General features: G+C 73.4%; 10 protein-coding genes and 1 pseudogene. 3 read left to right on the forward strand and 8 right to left on the reverse strand.

From position 1 onward, the window contains the following. Positions 1-32: 32 nt before the first annotated feature. On the forward strand, positions 33-170 hold the full coding sequence (locus ABD832_RS03040) for a hypothetical protein (RefSeq protein WP_344887910.1): 138 nt from the start codon (positions 33-35) through the stop codon (positions 168-170). Here the strand turns inward: ABD832_RS03040 and ABD832_RS03045 are convergent. The 3 genes from ABD832_RS03045 to ABD832_RS03055 form a co-directional block, all read right to left on the reverse strand. Further along, positions 132-2,444 carry an ATP-binding protein gene (locus ABD832_RS03045; protein WP_344887913.1) on the reverse strand — a complete coding sequence of 771 codons (2,313 nt, stop codon included), beginning with the start codon at positions 2,442-2,444 and terminating at the stop codon, positions 132-134. The genes ABD832_RS03040 and ABD832_RS03045 overlap by 39 nt on opposite strands. Next, entirely contained in the window at positions 2,362-3,636 is a 1,275-nt protein-coding gene (locus ABD832_RS03050) for an AfsR/SARP family transcriptional regulator (protein WP_344887916.1), read from the reverse strand. The genes ABD832_RS03045 and ABD832_RS03050 overlap by 83 nt, the downstream gene beginning before the upstream one ends. 465 nt (positions 3,637-4,101) lie before the next feature. After that, positions 4,102-7,008 carry a carbohydrate-binding protein gene (locus ABD832_RS03055; RefSeq protein WP_344887919.1) on the reverse strand — a complete coding sequence of 969 codons (2,907 nt, stop codon included), beginning with the start codon at positions 7,006-7,008 and terminating at the stop codon, positions 4,102-4,104. 394 nt (positions 7,009-7,402) lie between these two features. On the opposite strand from ABD832_RS03055, the gene ABD832_RS03060 reads away from it, so the two are divergent. Further along, entirely contained in the window at positions 7,403-9,004 is a 1,602-nt protein-coding gene (locus ABD832_RS03060) for a phospholipase D family protein (RefSeq protein WP_344887922.1), read from the forward strand. A 73-nt stretch (positions 9,005-9,077) separates the two neighbouring features. Here ABD832_RS03060 and ABD832_RS03065 read toward each other — a convergent pair whose 3' ends face one another. From ABD832_RS03065 to ABD832_RS03085, 4 genes are all read right to left on the reverse strand, one after another. Continuing rightward, complete coding sequence (locus ABD832_RS03065) at positions 9,078-10,235, reverse strand: LLM class flavin-dependent oxidoreductase (RefSeq protein WP_344887925.1); 1,158 nt, start codon at positions 10,233-10,235, stop codon at positions 9,078-9,080. Continuing rightward, positions 10,232-11,596, reverse strand: coding sequence for an acyl-CoA dehydrogenase family protein (locus ABD832_RS42030; protein ID WP_425582564.1), 1,365 nt, complete (start codon positions 11,594-11,596; stop codon positions 10,232-10,234). The genes ABD832_RS03065 and ABD832_RS42030 overlap by 4 nt, the downstream gene beginning before the upstream one ends. A gap of 212 nt (positions 11,597-11,808) precedes the next feature. Then, positions 11,809-12,672, reverse strand: coding sequence for a glycerophosphodiester phosphodiesterase (locus tag ABD832_RS03080; RefSeq protein ID WP_344887928.1), 864 nt, complete (start codon positions 12,670-12,672; stop codon positions 11,809-11,811). 199 nt (positions 12,673-12,871) lie between these two features. Continuing rightward, a complete protein-coding gene (locus ABD832_RS03085) occupies positions 12,872-14,020 on the reverse strand; it encodes a hypothetical protein (protein ID WP_344887931.1) in 1,149 nt (382 codons plus the stop codon). A gap of 493 nt (positions 14,021-14,513) precedes the next feature. Here ABD832_RS03085 and ABD832_RS03090 point away from each other — a divergent pair, with 493 nt between their 5' ends. Beyond that, the gene (locus ABD832_RS03090; RefSeq protein ID WP_344887934.1) at positions 14,514-14,912 is read left to right on the forward strand and encodes an ATP-binding protein; all 399 of its coding nucleotides are present in this window, start codon (positions 14,514-14,516) and stop codon (positions 14,910-14,912) included. A 154-nt stretch (positions 14,913-15,066) separates the two neighbouring features. Here ABD832_RS03090 and ABD832_RS03095 read toward each other — a convergent pair. Then, positions 15,067-15,276, reverse strand: a pseudogene (locus ABD832_RS03095) (MarR family transcriptional regulator); the annotation flags it as partial.

Here is a 15,276-nt window from a genome sequence, read left to right on the forward strand (position 1 = left end):
GCAGCCGACACGAACGAACGAGGTGGAAGAAGATGTCCCGGTGGATCACCTGGGCCGCGAAGGTCACCGCCACTGCCGCGCTCCTCACGCTCCCCATGGCCGCGAGCCACGCCGCGCTCGGCATGGCCTCGTCAGTCGCCTACACCGCCGGCGACAGCACGTGGACCTGACGCGTCCGCGGACACCCGCGACAGGACCGCCAGCCGGGCCCTGATCCGCCGGTCGTCCTCGGGGCCGGTGCCGGTACGGCAGTCCAGGGCACGGCTCAGCGCGTCGAAGGCCGCGGCCTCGTCCCCCTTGAGGAGGAACACCTCCCCCAGGGCGGACAGGGCCCGGAACCGCCACAGCCGGGTGTCCAGCTCGGTCGATATCTCCAGGGCCTGCAGCAGGTGGGTCACCGCCTCGTCGAACCGGCCGCACCGGGCGTGGAGCTGCCCGAAGGCCAGGTGGATGCGCGCCTCCACGAACCGTTCGCGCACCCCCCGGGCGATGACGAGCGCCTCGCCGAGGCTCTCCGCCGCGGCCTCCTGCCGGTCCTGACGGAGCTGGGCCTCCCCCAGCCCGCACAGGATGTACGCCTGCCCGATACCGTCCTGCCGGTCCCTGACCAGGGTGAGCGCGGTCCGGGCGATCTCCTCGGCCTCCTGCGGCCGGTCCTGGCGCAGCAGGACCTCTCCCAGCCTGTTGAGGATCTGCGCCTGCCCCCGCTCGCTGCCGAGCTCGCGGAAGACCCCGAGGGCCTGCCTGAGCAGCGGTTCGGCGAGGTCGGTCCTGCCCCGGTCGGTGTGGACCTGCGCGATCCCGCCGAGCACGTGGGCCTCGGCGAAACGGTCCCCGACCTCCACGAAGATGTCCTTCGCGGTGCGGAACCTGTCGAGGGCCAGGTCGAAGCGGCCCGCGAGCCGGTCCAGCAGGGAGAGGTTGCGCAGCGTCAGCGCCAGCCCGTAGGAGTCCCCGAGCCGCTCGAACAGCTCGTGGGCCGCCCGCAGGCGCTCACCGGCCCTGTCGGCTTCCTGCTGGAAGAGGTACATGCTCCCCAGCGAGCACAGGACGGCGGCCTCCCCGCGCGGGTCGCCGCTCTCGCGGGCGAGGGCCAGGGCCGTCTCGTGGGTGGCGCGCCAGTCGTCGAAGTGGCTGCGCGCCTCGAACAGGGTGGTGGCGGTGACGGCGAGGTCCCAGCACAGCTCGGACACGCCGAGGTGGGCGGCCTGGGAGATCGCGGCGACGAGGGCACCGCGCTCGGCCTCCAGCCAGTCGAGCGGCCGTTCCAGAAGCTCGTCCGCGTCCTCGGGCCGCCACCGGGGCACCGTGCCGTGCAACTGGGTGAAGGCGCCGCCGTACTCCCGCTGGTGCGCCTCCTCGGCCAGCGCGAGCCAGCAGCCCAGCGCGCGGACGACGGCGGCGTGCCGCTCCTCGGCCGTCTCCTCGGCGTGGGCCCGCTCCCTGGCGTACAGCCGGACCAGGTCGTGGAAGCGGTAGCGGATCTGGTCGGCGCCGTCGCGTCCCAGCACCTCGACGAGCTGGGCGTCCACCAGCCGATCGATCAGGTCCTCGGCGTCGAGGGCGTCGATGCCGAGCAGCGCCGCGCCCGCCCACGAGGCGAAGTCGGGCGCCTCCAGCAGGCCCAGCCTGCGGAACATCAGCGCCGCCTCCGGGCTCAGGTCGCGGTAGCTCAGGGCGAAACCGGCCCGTACGGTCAGCTGGCCGTAGCTCAGCTCGTCCAGGCGGCGCCGCTCGTCGGCGAGCCGCCGGGCCAGCCGGGCCGGGGTCCAGTACGAGCGGGCGCTGAGGCGGGCGCCCACGATCCGCAGGGCCAGCGGCAGCCCGTCGCACAGCTCGCCCAGCAGGGCCGTGGACCCGGGGTCCTCCCCCATGGCCACGGAGTCGGACACCCCGCGGAGCAGGGCCACGGAGTCGTCGGACCCCAGCACCTCCAGGTGCATGACGCTGGCGCCCAGGGAGGGGGCCAGGTCCCCCAGCGGGTCCCTGCTGGTCACGACGACGCAGCAGGTGCCGGACCCCGGGAGCAGCGGCCTGACCTGCTCGACGGCGCGGGCGTTGTCCAGCACGAGCAGCAGCCTGCGCCTGCCGATGACGGTGCGCAGCAGGCCCGCGCGCTCGTCCAGGTCCTCGGGGATGCGCTCGCCGCCGATGCCGAAGGCGCGCAGGAAGCGGTCCATGACCGCGCCGGGGGTCAGGGGCGGCGCGTTGAGGTCGTACCCGCGCAGGTTCACGAAGAGCTGCCCGTCGGGGAAGCGGGAGGCGACCCGGTGAGCCCAGTGCACGGCCAGCCCCGACTTGCCGACCCCGGCGACCCCGGTGATGAGCGCGATGGTCAGCAGGCCCTGCCCGATCCGCTCGTCAAGCAGTGCGTCCAGCTGGGCGATCTCGGCGGTCCTGCCGACGAAGTGCGGCACGTCCGCGGGAAGCTGCGCGGGGACCACCCCGTGCTCGCCCGGCGTCGCGGGTCCCGCGGGCGCGCGTCCCGCGGGTCCGGGGCCGGCGGGTGCCGGGACACCGTTCCCGGGAACGGCCGGGACGGGCACGACGGGTGCGACGGGTACTGCAGGTGCCACGGGTGCGGCGGGTGCGAGGACGACGGGCGCGGGTCCTGCGGCTCCGGGACCCGCGGGCGCGGGCGGCACGGGACCGGCGGGCGGGTGCGCGGCGGTCGCGAGACCACCGGGTACGGGTCCGGCGGGTGCGGGTGCGGTGGGTGCGGGTGCGGTGGGTGCGGGTGCGGGTGCCGCCGACGGGCGGTCCACGGTCGGCCGCTCCGGCTCCGTGGCGCTCCCCCCCGGCCGTGGCGCTGCCCCCGGCGCGCGCGGTCTCCGGGGTGGAGGCGGTCACCCGGGCGGGGGGCGCGGACGGCGCGGCCAGCTCCGGGTCGTCGCGGAGGATGGCGTCGTGCAGGGCCTGCAACTCGGTACCGGGCTCGATACCGAGCTCGCCGACCATCTGGGCCCGCCCGATCCGGTAGGTGTCGAGCGCCTCGGCCCGCCGCCCGCACCGGTATCGGGCCAGCATCAGCTGGGCGCGCAGCCGCTCGCGCAGCGGGTTGGCGTCGACGAAGACGGCGAGGTCGTCGATGAGTTCACGGTGGCGGCCCAGGGCCAGCTCCAGCTGGACGCGCTCCTCGGTCAGCGTCAGGTGCCGGTCGTCCAGCCGCCGCGCCTCGGCCTCGGCGAACGCGCTCTCGATACCGGCCAGGGCCGGGCCGCGCCACAGGTCGCACGCCTCGGCGAACCATCGGGCCGCACCGGTCAGGTCGCCCTCGGCCTCGGCGGCCCGTGCCTTGGTGGCGAGCCGCTCGGCGAGCAGGACGTCCACGTCGTCCGGACCGGCCTGCAGGACGTACCCGGGCGGGGAGGTGACGAGCAGGTCCGGGGGCGCGCCCGCCTCCTGGAAGGCACGGCGGAGCCCGGACACACAGATGATCACCTGGCGGCGGGCGGTGGGTGGCGGGTGCTCGCCCCAGATGGCCTCGGCGATCAGGTCGACGGGGACGACGCGTCCCGCGCGCAGGACGAGGGTGGCGAGGGTGATCCGCTGGCGCGCCCCTCCGATCGAGACTCGTCGCTCACCTACCAGGACTTCGAGTGGGCCGAGAACTCGAAACGACAGAGCAGTGTCCATGCGCCACCATCAGAAAGTGTTCGACTGCCCTCACGCAGGATTAATTGTTTTCACTAAAAACACCATTTGAGCAGTATTTAACGTGGCATGTCCAGTGCTAATTCGCGGGTCCGTGGGACGGCAGGTCACACACGGGTTTTCCGGGACGCCCGATGACGGGAGTCCGTATTCGCGTCTCACCGTACGGCATGTCGCGGTACGGCACGATGCGACGGGAGGCGTCCGGGAAGGGCGGTGAGCGGGTCCGGCCCGGACCGGGGCGCTCGTGAGGCGTGTGACCCCGGCCGGTTCACCGCCCGCCGGGGCGTGTCCCGGCCGGGCGATGAACCGGCCGGGACGCGCCTCCCGGCCGGGCTCGCGGTCGGCCGGAAGGCGGCGTGACCCGCCGGGAGCCGACGCGGCCCTCCAGGAGACGACGCGACCGGAAAGGTGACCCGGGGATCGGTCAGCGGATTCCCTGGACCGTCATCGGGTGATGGTGAAGGTGTCGACGTCGAACAGGAAGCCCGAACCGCCGGTGAAGACCAGGAACACCGGGCCGCTGCCACTGCCGGTCAACGGGGCCGAGACGTTCTGGAAGGTGTCCCAGCTCCCGGTCACCGGCACGCTCACCGACCCCAGCAACGCACCCGTCGCCGACCCGGCCCGCACCTGGATCGTGCCGCCCGACCCCGCGGAGGAGACCCGCGCCGCGAACGTCCGCGCACCCGCCGCGCTCGTCGACGCGTACCCCGCCCAATCCCCGTTCTCGATGTAGCCCGCCGTCGTCCCGCCGCTCGCCCCGGCATGACCGGCCGGCTGCACCCCCGACGTCGAGGAGAACGCCTCCGCTTCCACCGTCGCCGAACCGGAGGTGGTGAAGGTGAAGGCGTCCAGGTCGAAGAGGTTGCCCTGGCCCGTCGGCCCGGTGAAGACGAGGTAGAGCGTGCTGGCTCCCGCGGGAGCGCCGGTCAGGGGGGCCGAGACCTCGACGAAGGTGTCCCAGCTTCCGGTGACCGGGACGGTCGCCGACCCGAGCAGCGTCCCGGTGGCCGATCCCGCGCGCACCTGGATCGTGCCGCCCGCACCGCCCGAGGAGACGCGCAGGGCGACCGAGGTCGCGTCGCGCAGCACGTACGGCCGGAAGGAGATCCAGTCGCCGTTGTCGACGAACCCGACGGTCCTGGCCCCCTCGGCCGGGCCGTGCTCGGCGATCTGGATGCCGGACTGGGCGCCGAAGTGCTCGGCCTGGCGGTGACGGGGCTGCAGGGTGCGGCTGCTCTCGCCTGCCAGCCCACCGGCGTCGGTGTAGCGGGCGACGAAGACGCCGTAGATGTTGGCGGCCTCGTCGTGCTCGCCGTCGCGGGGCACGGTCAGGGTGCCGGAGCAGCCGTTCCTCACGGTGATCTCGTGCGCGTGGCTGTCGTGGCCCAGCATGTAGGCGACCCTGACCCTGGTGCAGTCGATCGAGGAGTCCTCCGGGTCGGTGACGGTCACCTGGAAGGGCACGGTGTCGCCGAAGGAGAACAGCTGCCCGTCGGCGGGCAGGGTGAGGTTCACCACGGGCGCGGTGTTGCCGACGGTGACGGTGACGTTGGCCGTGCCGGTCAGCCCGCCGGGGTCCCTGACGGTGAGCGTGGCGGTGTAGGTGCCGTTGGACGTGTAGGTGTGGGTGGGATTTGCCGCGGTGGAGGTGGCGCCGTCACCGAAGGTCCAGCCGTAGGTCAGGGCCCCGCCCTCGGGGTCGGAGCTGCCGGCCGAGGAGAAGGTGACGGCCAGCGGCGCGGGTCCGGAGGTCCTGTTCGCGGCGGCCCTGGCGACGGGGTTGCGGTTGCCGCCACCGATGTACTCGATCCGGAACAGCGTCTGGTTGCCCGAGCCGGTGCCGTAGTCGAGCACGTACAGGGCGCCGTCGGGCCCGAAGGTCAGGTCCATCACCTGCGTCCCGGTCCAGGGGAAGGCGGCGATCTCGCCGGGCGCGCCGGAGGAGGTGACCTCGATGGCCTTGATCCAGCGGCGGCCGTACTCGGCGGCGAAGAACCGGCCGTTGAGCGAGGCGGGGAACTTGACCGAGGAGTTCAGGGCCGCGTCGTAGCGGTAGACCGGGCCGCCCATCGGCGACTCGGAGCCGCCGCCGAACTCCGGTGGCGAGCCGGCCTCCCCGCCGTAGCGGATCCAGCTGGGCTTGGCCGGGGGCAGGGTGGGCAGGCCGGTGTTGCGGAAGGAGTTGTTGGCCGGGCCGCCGGCGCAGTCGTACCTCGCCCCGGACGGGCCCGAGGGGAAGGTGTACTCGTTGTAGGTCTCGGCGGCGGTGTTGGTGCCGGTGCAGTACGGCCAGCCGTAGTTGCCCGGCCCGGTGACGCGGTTGAACTCCACCTGCCCGCCGGGACCGCGCGCGGGGTCGGGCCCGCCCGCGTCGGGGCCGTAGTCGCCGAGATAGACGATGCCGGTGGCCTTGTCGACCGACATGCGGAACGGGTTGCGGAAGCCCATCGCGTAGATCTCGGGACGGGTCCTGGCCGTGCCCGGGGCGAACATGTTGCCCGGCGGGATCGTGTAGGTGCCGTCCGCTTGGGGCTTGATGCGCAGGATCTTGCCGCGCAGGTCGTTGGTGTTGCCCGAGGAGCGCTGGGCGTCGAACTGCGGGTTGCGGTCGGCGCGCTCGTCGATGGGGGTGTAGGCGCCGGACTCGAACGGGTTGGTGTCGTCGCCGGTGGTCAGGTACAGGTTGCCGGAGGCGTCGAAGTCGATGTCGCCGCCCACGTGGCAGCACTGGCCCCGGTCGTTGGGCACCTGCAGCACGACCTTCTCGCTCGCCGTGTCCAAAGTGCCGTCCGCCCTGAGGGTGAACCTGGACAGGTTCAGGTGGCCCTTCCACTGCTCGAAGGTCGCCGCGGTGCCGGTCGTGGGGGCGTCACCGGCCGGGGTGGACAGCCGGGGCGAGTAGTACACGTAGACGTACCGGTTGGTGGCGAAGCCCGGGTCGGCCGCGATGCCCTGCAGGCCCTCCTCGTCGTGGGTGTAGACGTCCAGCCTGCCCGCGACCGCGGTGTCACCGGCGGCGGTCGTACGGCGGATCGTGCCGTCGCGCGCGGTGTGCAGCACCGACCTGTCGGGCAGCACCGTCAGGGACATGGGCTCGCCGAGCTCGGCCGGGCCGGTGGCCAGGGAGACCTGCTGGTAGTCGGCGGGCGGGATGTCGGCCGCCGTACCGGAAGCGGTGGCACCCGTGACGGCACCCGTGGCGGTGGCCGTCGTGGTGGTCGTCGTGGTGGCCGTCGCGGTGGTGGGGAGGGTGGCGGCATGGGCCGTGGCGGCCGGGGGCGCGGCACCGGCGAGGAGGAGCAGGACGGCGGCGAGCGGGCCGGCCCATGGGCGAGGACGGGGGGACATGGGGTCCTTTCCTGACATGGGGGAGGTCAGAGGAAGGCCGGGGAGGAGAAGGGGCCGGAAAGGGCGGAAACCGGGGGACGGGAGCGACCTCAGAGAACGAACAGTCCACTTTTTTCATGGCTTGATCGTTCTTTTGCTGATTTTAACACGTAGGTAACATGGTGTAAATGCCCTGTCAGGATTTCCCCGCCCGGTGTGACCGCCTCCGTGACGCCCCGTCCCGTCGTCCCCGGAGTGGTCCGGCGCCTCCGGTCTCTCGCCTCTCGTTCGCGGCCGGACGGCGTGACCCGTGCCGGTGTCATGTCCGCCGTCCGATGCGGAGCGGCCCCGGCCTCCCCGGGGAGCGCCGGACGGCCCGGGTGAGATCACGTAAAAACCGGGTAGATCCAGGCCGATGACGGAAGACACGTGGTTTCTCGCCCCCGAGGAGCGCGGCAACCCGGCGTCCCGGATCGACACCCGGCGTGACGACGGGCTCGCCTGGTCGCGCGGCAACACCGTGCGTCCCATCCCGCACGGCGCCCCCTACTTCGCCGAGCTGCTCACCCGCGTCCGCGAGCTGCGCGCCGGGGACCTGCTGCTGTTCACCGACTGGCGCGGCGACCCCGGGGAGCGGCTCGACGGCCCCGGCACCGAGGTCGCGCACGTGTTCGCGGACGCCGCCCGGCGCGGCGTCGTGGTCAAGGGCCTGCTCTGGCGCTCGCACTGGGACCGCCTGTTCTTCAGCGCCGAGGAGAACCGCCACCTCGGCGACGCCATCGAGGCCGCCGGCGGGGAGTGCCTGCGCGACATGCGCGTCCCGGTCGGAGGTTCGCACCACCAGAAGCTCGTGGTGCTGCGCCACCGCGACGACCCCCGGCGCGACATCGCGTTCGTCGGCGGCATCGACCTGTGCTGGAGCCGCCGCGACGACGCCTCCCACACCGGTGACGTCCAGGCCGCGCCCATGGCCGAGGTCTACGGCGACCGCCCGCCCTGGCACGACGTGCAGGCCGCGATCCAGGGCCCGGCCGTCGGTGACGTCGAGGCCGTCTTCCGCGAGCGCTGGGAGGACCCGCAGCCGCTGACCCGCAACCCCGTGCACCGCGTCGCCGACCTGATGCGGCACGAGGACACCCGGGCCGACCCGATGCCCCCGCAGACCGCCGACCCGCCCGCCTGCGGCCCGCACGCCGTGCAGCTGCTGCGCACCTACGCCCACCGCAGGACCCGCTACGCGTTCGCGCCGCAGGGAGAGCGCAGCATCGCCCGCGGCTACCTCAAGGCGCTGCGCCGCGCCCGCGGCCTGATCTACATCGAGGACCAGTACCTGTGGTCACCGCAGGTCGCCGAGTCCTTCGCCGAGGCGCTGACGGCCAACCCCGACCTGAGAATGATCAGCGTGCTGCCGCTCCACCCCGACCAGGACGGCCCGATCGGCGGCGTACCGCAGATCCTGGGACGCAACCAGGCCCTGGACGTCCTCAAGCGCGCGGGCGGCGACCGGGTCGCGATCTACGGGCTGGAGAACCGGGAGGGCACGCCGGTCTACGTGCACGCCAAGGTGTGCGTCGTCGACGACGTCTGGGCGACCATCGGCTCGGACAACTTCAACCGGCGCTCGTGGACCTACGACTCCGAACTGACCTGCGCGATCCTGGACGAGACCCGCGACGACCGGGAGCCGGCCGACCCCGGCGGCCTGGGGGACGGCGCCCGCCGCCTGGCCCGGGACCTGCGGCTGACGCTGGCCCGCGAGCACCTGGACCGGGCCGCCGACTCCGACGCGGACCTGCTCGACCCGGTCTCCTTCTTCGACGCCTTCGCCTCCTGCGCCGCCGCCCTGGAACGCTGGCACGCCGGGGGCCGCCGCGGTCCCCGTCCACCGGGACGGCTGCGCACGTACCGGCCGGCACCGATGTCACCCTGGACCGCGGCCTGGGCCACGCCCTTCTACCGCATCGTCTGCGACCCCGACGGGCGTCCCCGCACGATGCGGCGGGCCGGGCGCTACTGAGCCGTCTCCCCCGCCCGGCCCTCCCCCGCTGCCGGCCGGGACCATCCCGGTCCCGGCCGGTGCGGGCCGCGGCTCAGCTCGACCCGGTGGACGCGAACGGGATCGACGCGGGCTCGTGCGCGCCCGCCGCCGCGGGATGCTCCCACAGGCCGCGCCCGCGCAGGATCGGCAGCACCCCCTCGCCGAACCAGTACGCCTCCTCCACGTGCGGGTGCCCGGACATGACGAACTCGGTGATGCCCAGGCGGGCGTACTCCTCGATCCGGTCGGCCACCTCGGCGTGGCTGCCGACCAGCGCGGTACCCGCGCCACCGCGGACCAGCCCGACACCGGCCCACAGGTTGGGGGAGATCTCCAGGCCGTCGCGGCTGCCGCCGTGCAGGGCGAGCATCCGCTTCTGCCCCTCGGACTCGCTGCGGCCCAGCCCTGCCTGCACCTTCTCGACCGTGGCCGGGTCGATGCCGTCGAGCAGCCTGCGGGCCTGCGCCCACGCCTCGTCGGAGGTGTCCCTGCTGATCACGTGCAACCGGATGCCGTACCGCAGCGTGCGGCCCTCGGCCTCGGCCAGGCCGTTCACCCAGGCGATCTTCTCGGCGACCGCCGCGGGCGGCTCGCCCCAGGTGAGGTAGGCGTCCACGTGACGGGCCGCGACCCGGCCGGCCGCCGCGGAGGACCCGCCGAAGTAGATGTCGGGCACCGGGTCGGGCACCCGGTTCAGCCTGGCGTCCTCCACCCGCAGGTGCTCCCCGGCGAAGGAGACGCTCTCGCCGCGCCACAGCGCCCGCACGATGTGCAGGAACTCGTCGGTGCGCGCGTACCTGGCGTCCTTGTCCAGGAAGTCGCCGTACGCGCGCTGCTCGTGGCTCTCTCCCCCGGTGACGACGTTGAGCAGCAGGCGCCCGCCCGAGTGACGCTGGAAGGTGGCGCCCATCTGCGCGGCCAGGGTCGGCGTGACCAGGCCGGGCCGGAACGCGACCAGGAACTTCAGCCGCTCGGTGGTCTCGGTGAGCATGGCCGTGGTCAGCCAGGCGTCCTCGCACCACGCGCCGGTCGGCGTCAGCGCGCCGACGAAGCCGAGGTGCTCGGCGGCGTGCACGATCTGCCGCAGGTAGGCCAGCGTGGCCGGACGCGCACCACCGGCCGCGCCCGGAGGCAGGCCGTGACCGCCGCCGACGATGTCGCGGCTGTCGCCGTAGGTGGGCAGGAACCAGTGGAACGTCAGGTGTGTCATGGCACTTCCGTGGTCGGTCGCCGGTCGGTCACCGGCCGGTCTTTCCGGCGTGTCGTCGGCCGATGTCGGCCGACGTCGTCGGCCGTTCCTCGGCCGGTCGTCGTGGTCGTCGTGGTCGTCGGGGCGGCGGGATGCGCTAGAGCAGGCCGTGGCGGGGTGGGAGCCGCCCGTTGAGCACGTAGCGGCCGATGTGCTGGACCTTCCAGCGGGCCGGGTCGTGCAGCGTGTGCGTCCTGGCGTTGCGCCAGTGACGGTGGAGGTTGAGCCCGTCCAGGGCGGCGCGGGTGCCGCCCAGCTCGAAGATCGCGTTGCCCAGCTCGACCGCGACCGGATCGACGTAGGCCTTCGCGGTCGCCACCGCGATGGAGGCCTCGGCCGCGGACTCCTCGGTCAGGTCCGCCGCCGCCGCGTCCACCTGGCGGCCCACCACGGCCAGCAGCGCCTCCGCGGCCCCGCACCTTGATCGTCAGCTCGCCCGCCCGCTGGACGGTCAGGGGGTCCTCCGCGGCGCTGTCCAGCCCGCTCTCGAACCAGGGCCTGGCCCGGGTCCGGACGAAGTCCAGCGCCTCGGCCAGTGCCCCGCCGGCGATGCCCACGTCGATCGCGGCGTGCAGGAGCTGCGCGACGGCGCCGTGGAGCTGCGGCCCGGTGAACGTCAGGTGGTGCGGCACCACGCGGTCGGCGGGCACGCGCACGTCGTCGAGGCGCACAGTGCCGCTGGCCGTGGTCCGCTGGCCCATCCCGGCCCAGTCGTCGATCACCGTCAGCCCGTCGGCGTCCCTCGGCACGTACGCCACGTGCAACGTCTCGTCCTCGCGCCGGGCCAGCACCGGGATCCAGTGCGCGAACAGCGCGCCGGTGCTGTAGTGCTTGACCCCGCGCAGCAGGAAGCCGTCCTCGCCGTCGGGCACCAGCCGTGTGCGGTAGTCCTGCACGTGTCTGGTGCCGGCCTCGGACTGCGCGTTGCCGAGCCTGGCACCGGCGAGCACCTCGCCGAAGAAGAACTTCTGCTGCTCGGGGGTGCCCTGGCGGCGCAGCACGTTGACGTAGACGAAGTGGCTCTGCGGGATCTGCGCGATGTTCGGGTCGGCGGCGGCCAGCAGGCGTACCACCTCGGCCAGGGTCTCCGCGCGCACGTCGGCGCCGCCGAACGCGCGCGGCACCGTGATCGCGAGCAGCCCGCTCGCGGAGAGCCGGTCCAGCTCGGCGACGGGCAGCAGCCGTTCGGCGTCCCGCTCGGCGGCGCCGGTCGCGAACTCGGCCGCCAGCGTACGGGCCGTGGCGATCGCCTCCTCGTCGTCGGCGATCACGTGCCCCCCGGGCCGGTCGGGGACCTGGGACGTCGTGCCGATGATGCTCATGCCGGTGTCCGTTCTCCCTGTCGCGTGAGATCACCCTAATCCCTCTATAAATGGTAGGCAATATCTGATTTGCGACATGTCCTGCCGAACCGGACGGTCGGCACGGTGGCGTACGGCGCGGTGGCGTATGGCACGTGGCGTACGGCTCGGCCCACCGCTCGGGCCCGTGCGACGGGGCCCGAAGCGGCTCAGGCCGCGTGAGACGGGAGCGGTCAGCGCATCAGGTCGGGCCGGTTGGTGATGATGCCGTCCACCCGGTAGGAGGTCATGCGCCGCATGACCGCCGGATCGTCCACCGTCCAGGTGAAGACCTCCATGCCGTGACGGTGGACGCGCCCGACGTACTCCGGGGTGACGTCGCGGTACGGCGGGTTGATCTGGTCGGCGAACCTCGCCAGCTCCGGGAGCTCCGCGACCGCCGGTGTGCCGAGCAGGCCGATCGCGACCTGGGGCATGGCCCGGTGGAACGTGCGCATCGAGTTCCAGTCGAACGACTGCACCGCGAGCCGCCCCGGAGCCAGCCACGAGGGGTGGCGCCGTAGCTCGGCGGCGACACGGGCCTCGATGCCCGGGTAGAGCCGTGGCGCCTTGATCTCCAACAGCAGGCCGAGCCTGCTCTCCCCCATCGCGCGCAGCGCCTCCCCGAGCGTGGGCACCGGCTCGCCCTCGTACTCCGCGTCGAACCACGAGCCCGCGTCCAGCCTGCGGATCTCCGCGAGCGTGAGGTCGCCGACCCTCCAGGGAGCCCGGTCGGGGAAGACGCTCTCGGCGTCGGTGGTACGGGCCAGCGTCGTGTCGTGCATCAGGACCAGCCTGTGGTCCCTCGTCTCCTGGACGTCGAGCTCGAACATGTCGGCGCCCTGTTCGTGCGCCAGCTCGAAGGCCGCGACGGTGTTCTCCGGCGCGTACGCGGACGCCCCGCGGTGGGCGACGTTGAGGGGTGTCGAGAACTGCGCCGCGGCGGCCGGGGGGACGGGCACCATCAGCACGGCCAGCATGGCCAGTACGGCCAGCGTGGCCGGCACGGCCGGCATCGCCGGCGCGGTCGTGAGCGCGGTACCGAGTCGTCGGAACACGGGTCTCCTCAGAGGTGGAGAATGTTCTGTGACCCGAAGCTGACAGGTCTTCATGACATCCGGTCGACGGTTCAGTGGTCCGCCGATGCCCGGCAGGTGAGCAATCGCCGCGACACCGCCGCGTGCTCCGGGCCGCGCTCGGGGCCGACGCGCCCGGACGCCGTCCCGGGGCACCACCGGGTCCGGCCGGCGGGCTCGTTCAGGGCAGGCCGTTCCTGCGCTTGTAGTCGTTCCAGACCCGCACGCAGTAGGCGTACCGCCAGTCACCCGGGGGCAGGTGGCGGCACGCGTAGGCGGCGCTGATACCCGTGGCCGGCCGCCCGCCGCCGGTGGCCTGCGGCGACGGCGACCTGGGCGCGCGGGACCGTGCCCCGTTCCCCGCCGGTCCGCTTCCCGGTGGCCCGGTCCGCGGCCGTCCCGTCCTGGCGGCCCGGGGCCTCTCGCCCGCGTCCCGGCCGGGACCCGCGCTCTCCCGCGTTCCCGCCCTCTCCCGCGGTCCGGCGCTGCCGCCTCCCCCGGAGGCGCCGTCCGGACGGCTCGCCCCGCCGCCCCGTGAACCGGTGTCACCCCGCGGACCGGTGTCACCCCGCGGACCGGTGCCGCCTCGCGGACCGGTGCCGCCTCGCGGACCGTTCGTCGCGGAACCGGCCGCCGGGGAATCGTGTCCCTCGCCGGAGCGTCCGGCCCGCTCGTTCGCCCCCATCCGCCGGACCCACCCGTTCCCGTCGGGTTCCGCGTCCCGGGAACCGGTACCGGACGGGGCCCGCCCGGACGACAGCGCCCGTCCCCGTGGTGAGACCTCGTCCCGGCCCGCTCGCCCCTCCCCCGCGCCGGGCTCACCGTCCGTCACGGGCTCCCGTTCCTTCGCGGGAGGCGCCTGCGGCGCACCGGCCGTGGCCGACGGCGGGACGGCCCGCGTGTCGTGACCGGCGAGAACGGGCCCCCCGGTGGGCGCGGACGTCGTACCGGAGAGCGGCGTCCCGGTCCACGGTGACCAGCCGGACGACCAGACGCCGACCCCCGCGGCGGCGAGGAACCCGGCGATCAGCGCCGGTCGCAGCAGCCGGTCGCGGGAGAGGCGCGACCAGGGCCGCCGCCACGGGCTCGGCGGCGGGGGCATGGAGAACGGCCGGCTGTCGAGATACGTCCAGGCCCGCGCCGCCGCACGCTCGTCGGCCGCCACCTCCTCGGTGACCTCTCCCCCGTCCGGAAGGACCTCCGGGGACGGGGACAGGGCCGAGGGGGGCCGCGGAGACGAGGGCCGTCCGGGCGGCGGGTCGCCGTACGGCATGCGACCCCGCGGCCTTCTCGGGCCGTGGCCGTGGGTCCGGTCGTGCCCATCGAGCATCTCGCCTCCCGTATCGCGTCCGACCACCCCAGCCTGGCAAAAGTCACCCAGTGTATGCGGGCCATGACAGTACGGTCTTACCGATCTGTTATCAGCACCGGCCCGCAAAGAGGAGGAAATGAGGGGAAGACCGGCTTCATCCGGTGCGGGCAGGGACCGCGAGGCCCGGGATGCCCGGAACGCCCTCTCGATCGCACCCCTGCCGGTTCCGCCTTCTCCTCCCGCTCCCCTTTCCCCTCTTCCGATCAAGAATTTTCACCAGCAATGCCCTTTACGTCGTAGATTCACTACTCGTCCTCTCCCGGTACGGGCTTCCGGCGAGCCGGAATCGGAAGGCTCTGATCAGCAACGGGAGCGCTCCCAGCGATGATCGATGGTTAGGCAGGTCAGCGGGGGTAGTTACCTGGACGTAATACTTCAGCGACCGTTCGGATCCTGGTCGACGTACCGGTAGCCCCCCGGCGACGACATGGACGCATATGGGGAGATCGACGTGAGAACCAGCAGCCGAGCACAGTGGCCGATCACGAGCGACCTGACCGGCCTGCGCAGGCGGCTCGCTCGTTACGCCGACCAGGTGGGGCTGACCGGCAGGCGGCGCGACGACCTGCTGCTGGCCGCCCACGAGGCCACCATCAACGTCCTGGAGCACGGTGGCGCGTCCGGCACGGTGAGCGTCTGGCAGGACGAGGAGACCCTGACCGTCGACGTCACCGACGACGCCGGCCGTCTCACCCCGGGGGACGCCCACCGTGACCGTCCCTCTTCCCGCGCGACCCGCGGGTTCGGGCTGTGGCTGATGGGCCAGATATGCGATGAGTTCACCATCCGCCAGGTCGACGGGCGCTCCCACGTGCGGCTGCGGATGAAGCTGACCCGCGACACCCGCTGACCGGCCCCGGCACACCGACCCCCACCCCCTCCCCCGCCGGCACCGGCGTCCAGCACAGGGCCGGCCGACGGCACCCCCGACACCCCCGGCACCCCCCGGAACCCCCGGCATGCCGTCGTCGCCCTGGAGTCCCCGGGCCCGCCGCCTCGCCCGATCACGTGTCGGGAGGCCTGCGGTCGGGAAGGGCGGCGATACAGACGGCGAGGTCGCGGCGTAGTCCTTCCTTCCCGTCCGGGGAGAACGGCGCGAGCATCCGATCCTCGACGGCACGGACGGCGACGCTGGCGGTCCGCCACAGTTCACGCCCCTCGGGGGTGAGGTGGGTGGGCAGGGCCCTGCCGCGCGGCGCGGTCGCGGGACGGGT

The sequence above is a fragment of the Streptosporangium longisporum genome (assembly GCF_039534895.1).
Classification (GTDB): domain Bacteria; phylum Actinomycetota; class Actinomycetes; order Streptosporangiales; family Streptosporangiaceae; genus Streptosporangium; species Streptosporangium longisporum.

Coding starts and splice junctions, on each gene's coding strand:
- ABD832_RS03040 (WP_344887910.1), top strand. CDS start 33: ATGTCCCGGTGGATCACCTGGGCCGCGAAGGTCACCGCCACTGCCGCG.
- ABD832_RS03050 (WP_344887916.1), bottom strand. CDS start 3,636: ATGGACACTGCTCTGTCGTTTCGAGTTCTCGGCCCACTCGAAGTCCTG.
- ABD832_RS03055 (WP_344887919.1), bottom strand. CDS start 7,008: ATGTCCCCCCGTCCTCGCCCATGGGCCGGCCCGCTCGCCGCCGTCCTG.
- ABD832_RS03060 (WP_344887922.1), top strand. CDS start 7,403: ATGACGGAAGACACGTGGTTTCTCGCCCCCGAGGAGCGCGGCAACCCG.
- ABD832_RS03065 (WP_344887925.1), bottom strand. CDS start 10,235: ATGACACACCTGACGTTCCACTGGTTCCTGCCCACCTACGGCGACAGC.
- ABD832_RS42030 (WP_425582564.1), bottom strand. CDS start 11,596: ATGAGCATCATCGGCACGACGTCCCAGGTCCCCGACCGGCCCGGGGGG.
- ABD832_RS03085 (WP_344887931.1), bottom strand. CDS start 14,020: ATGCTCGATGGGCACGACCGGACCCACGGCCACGGCCCGAGAAGGCCG.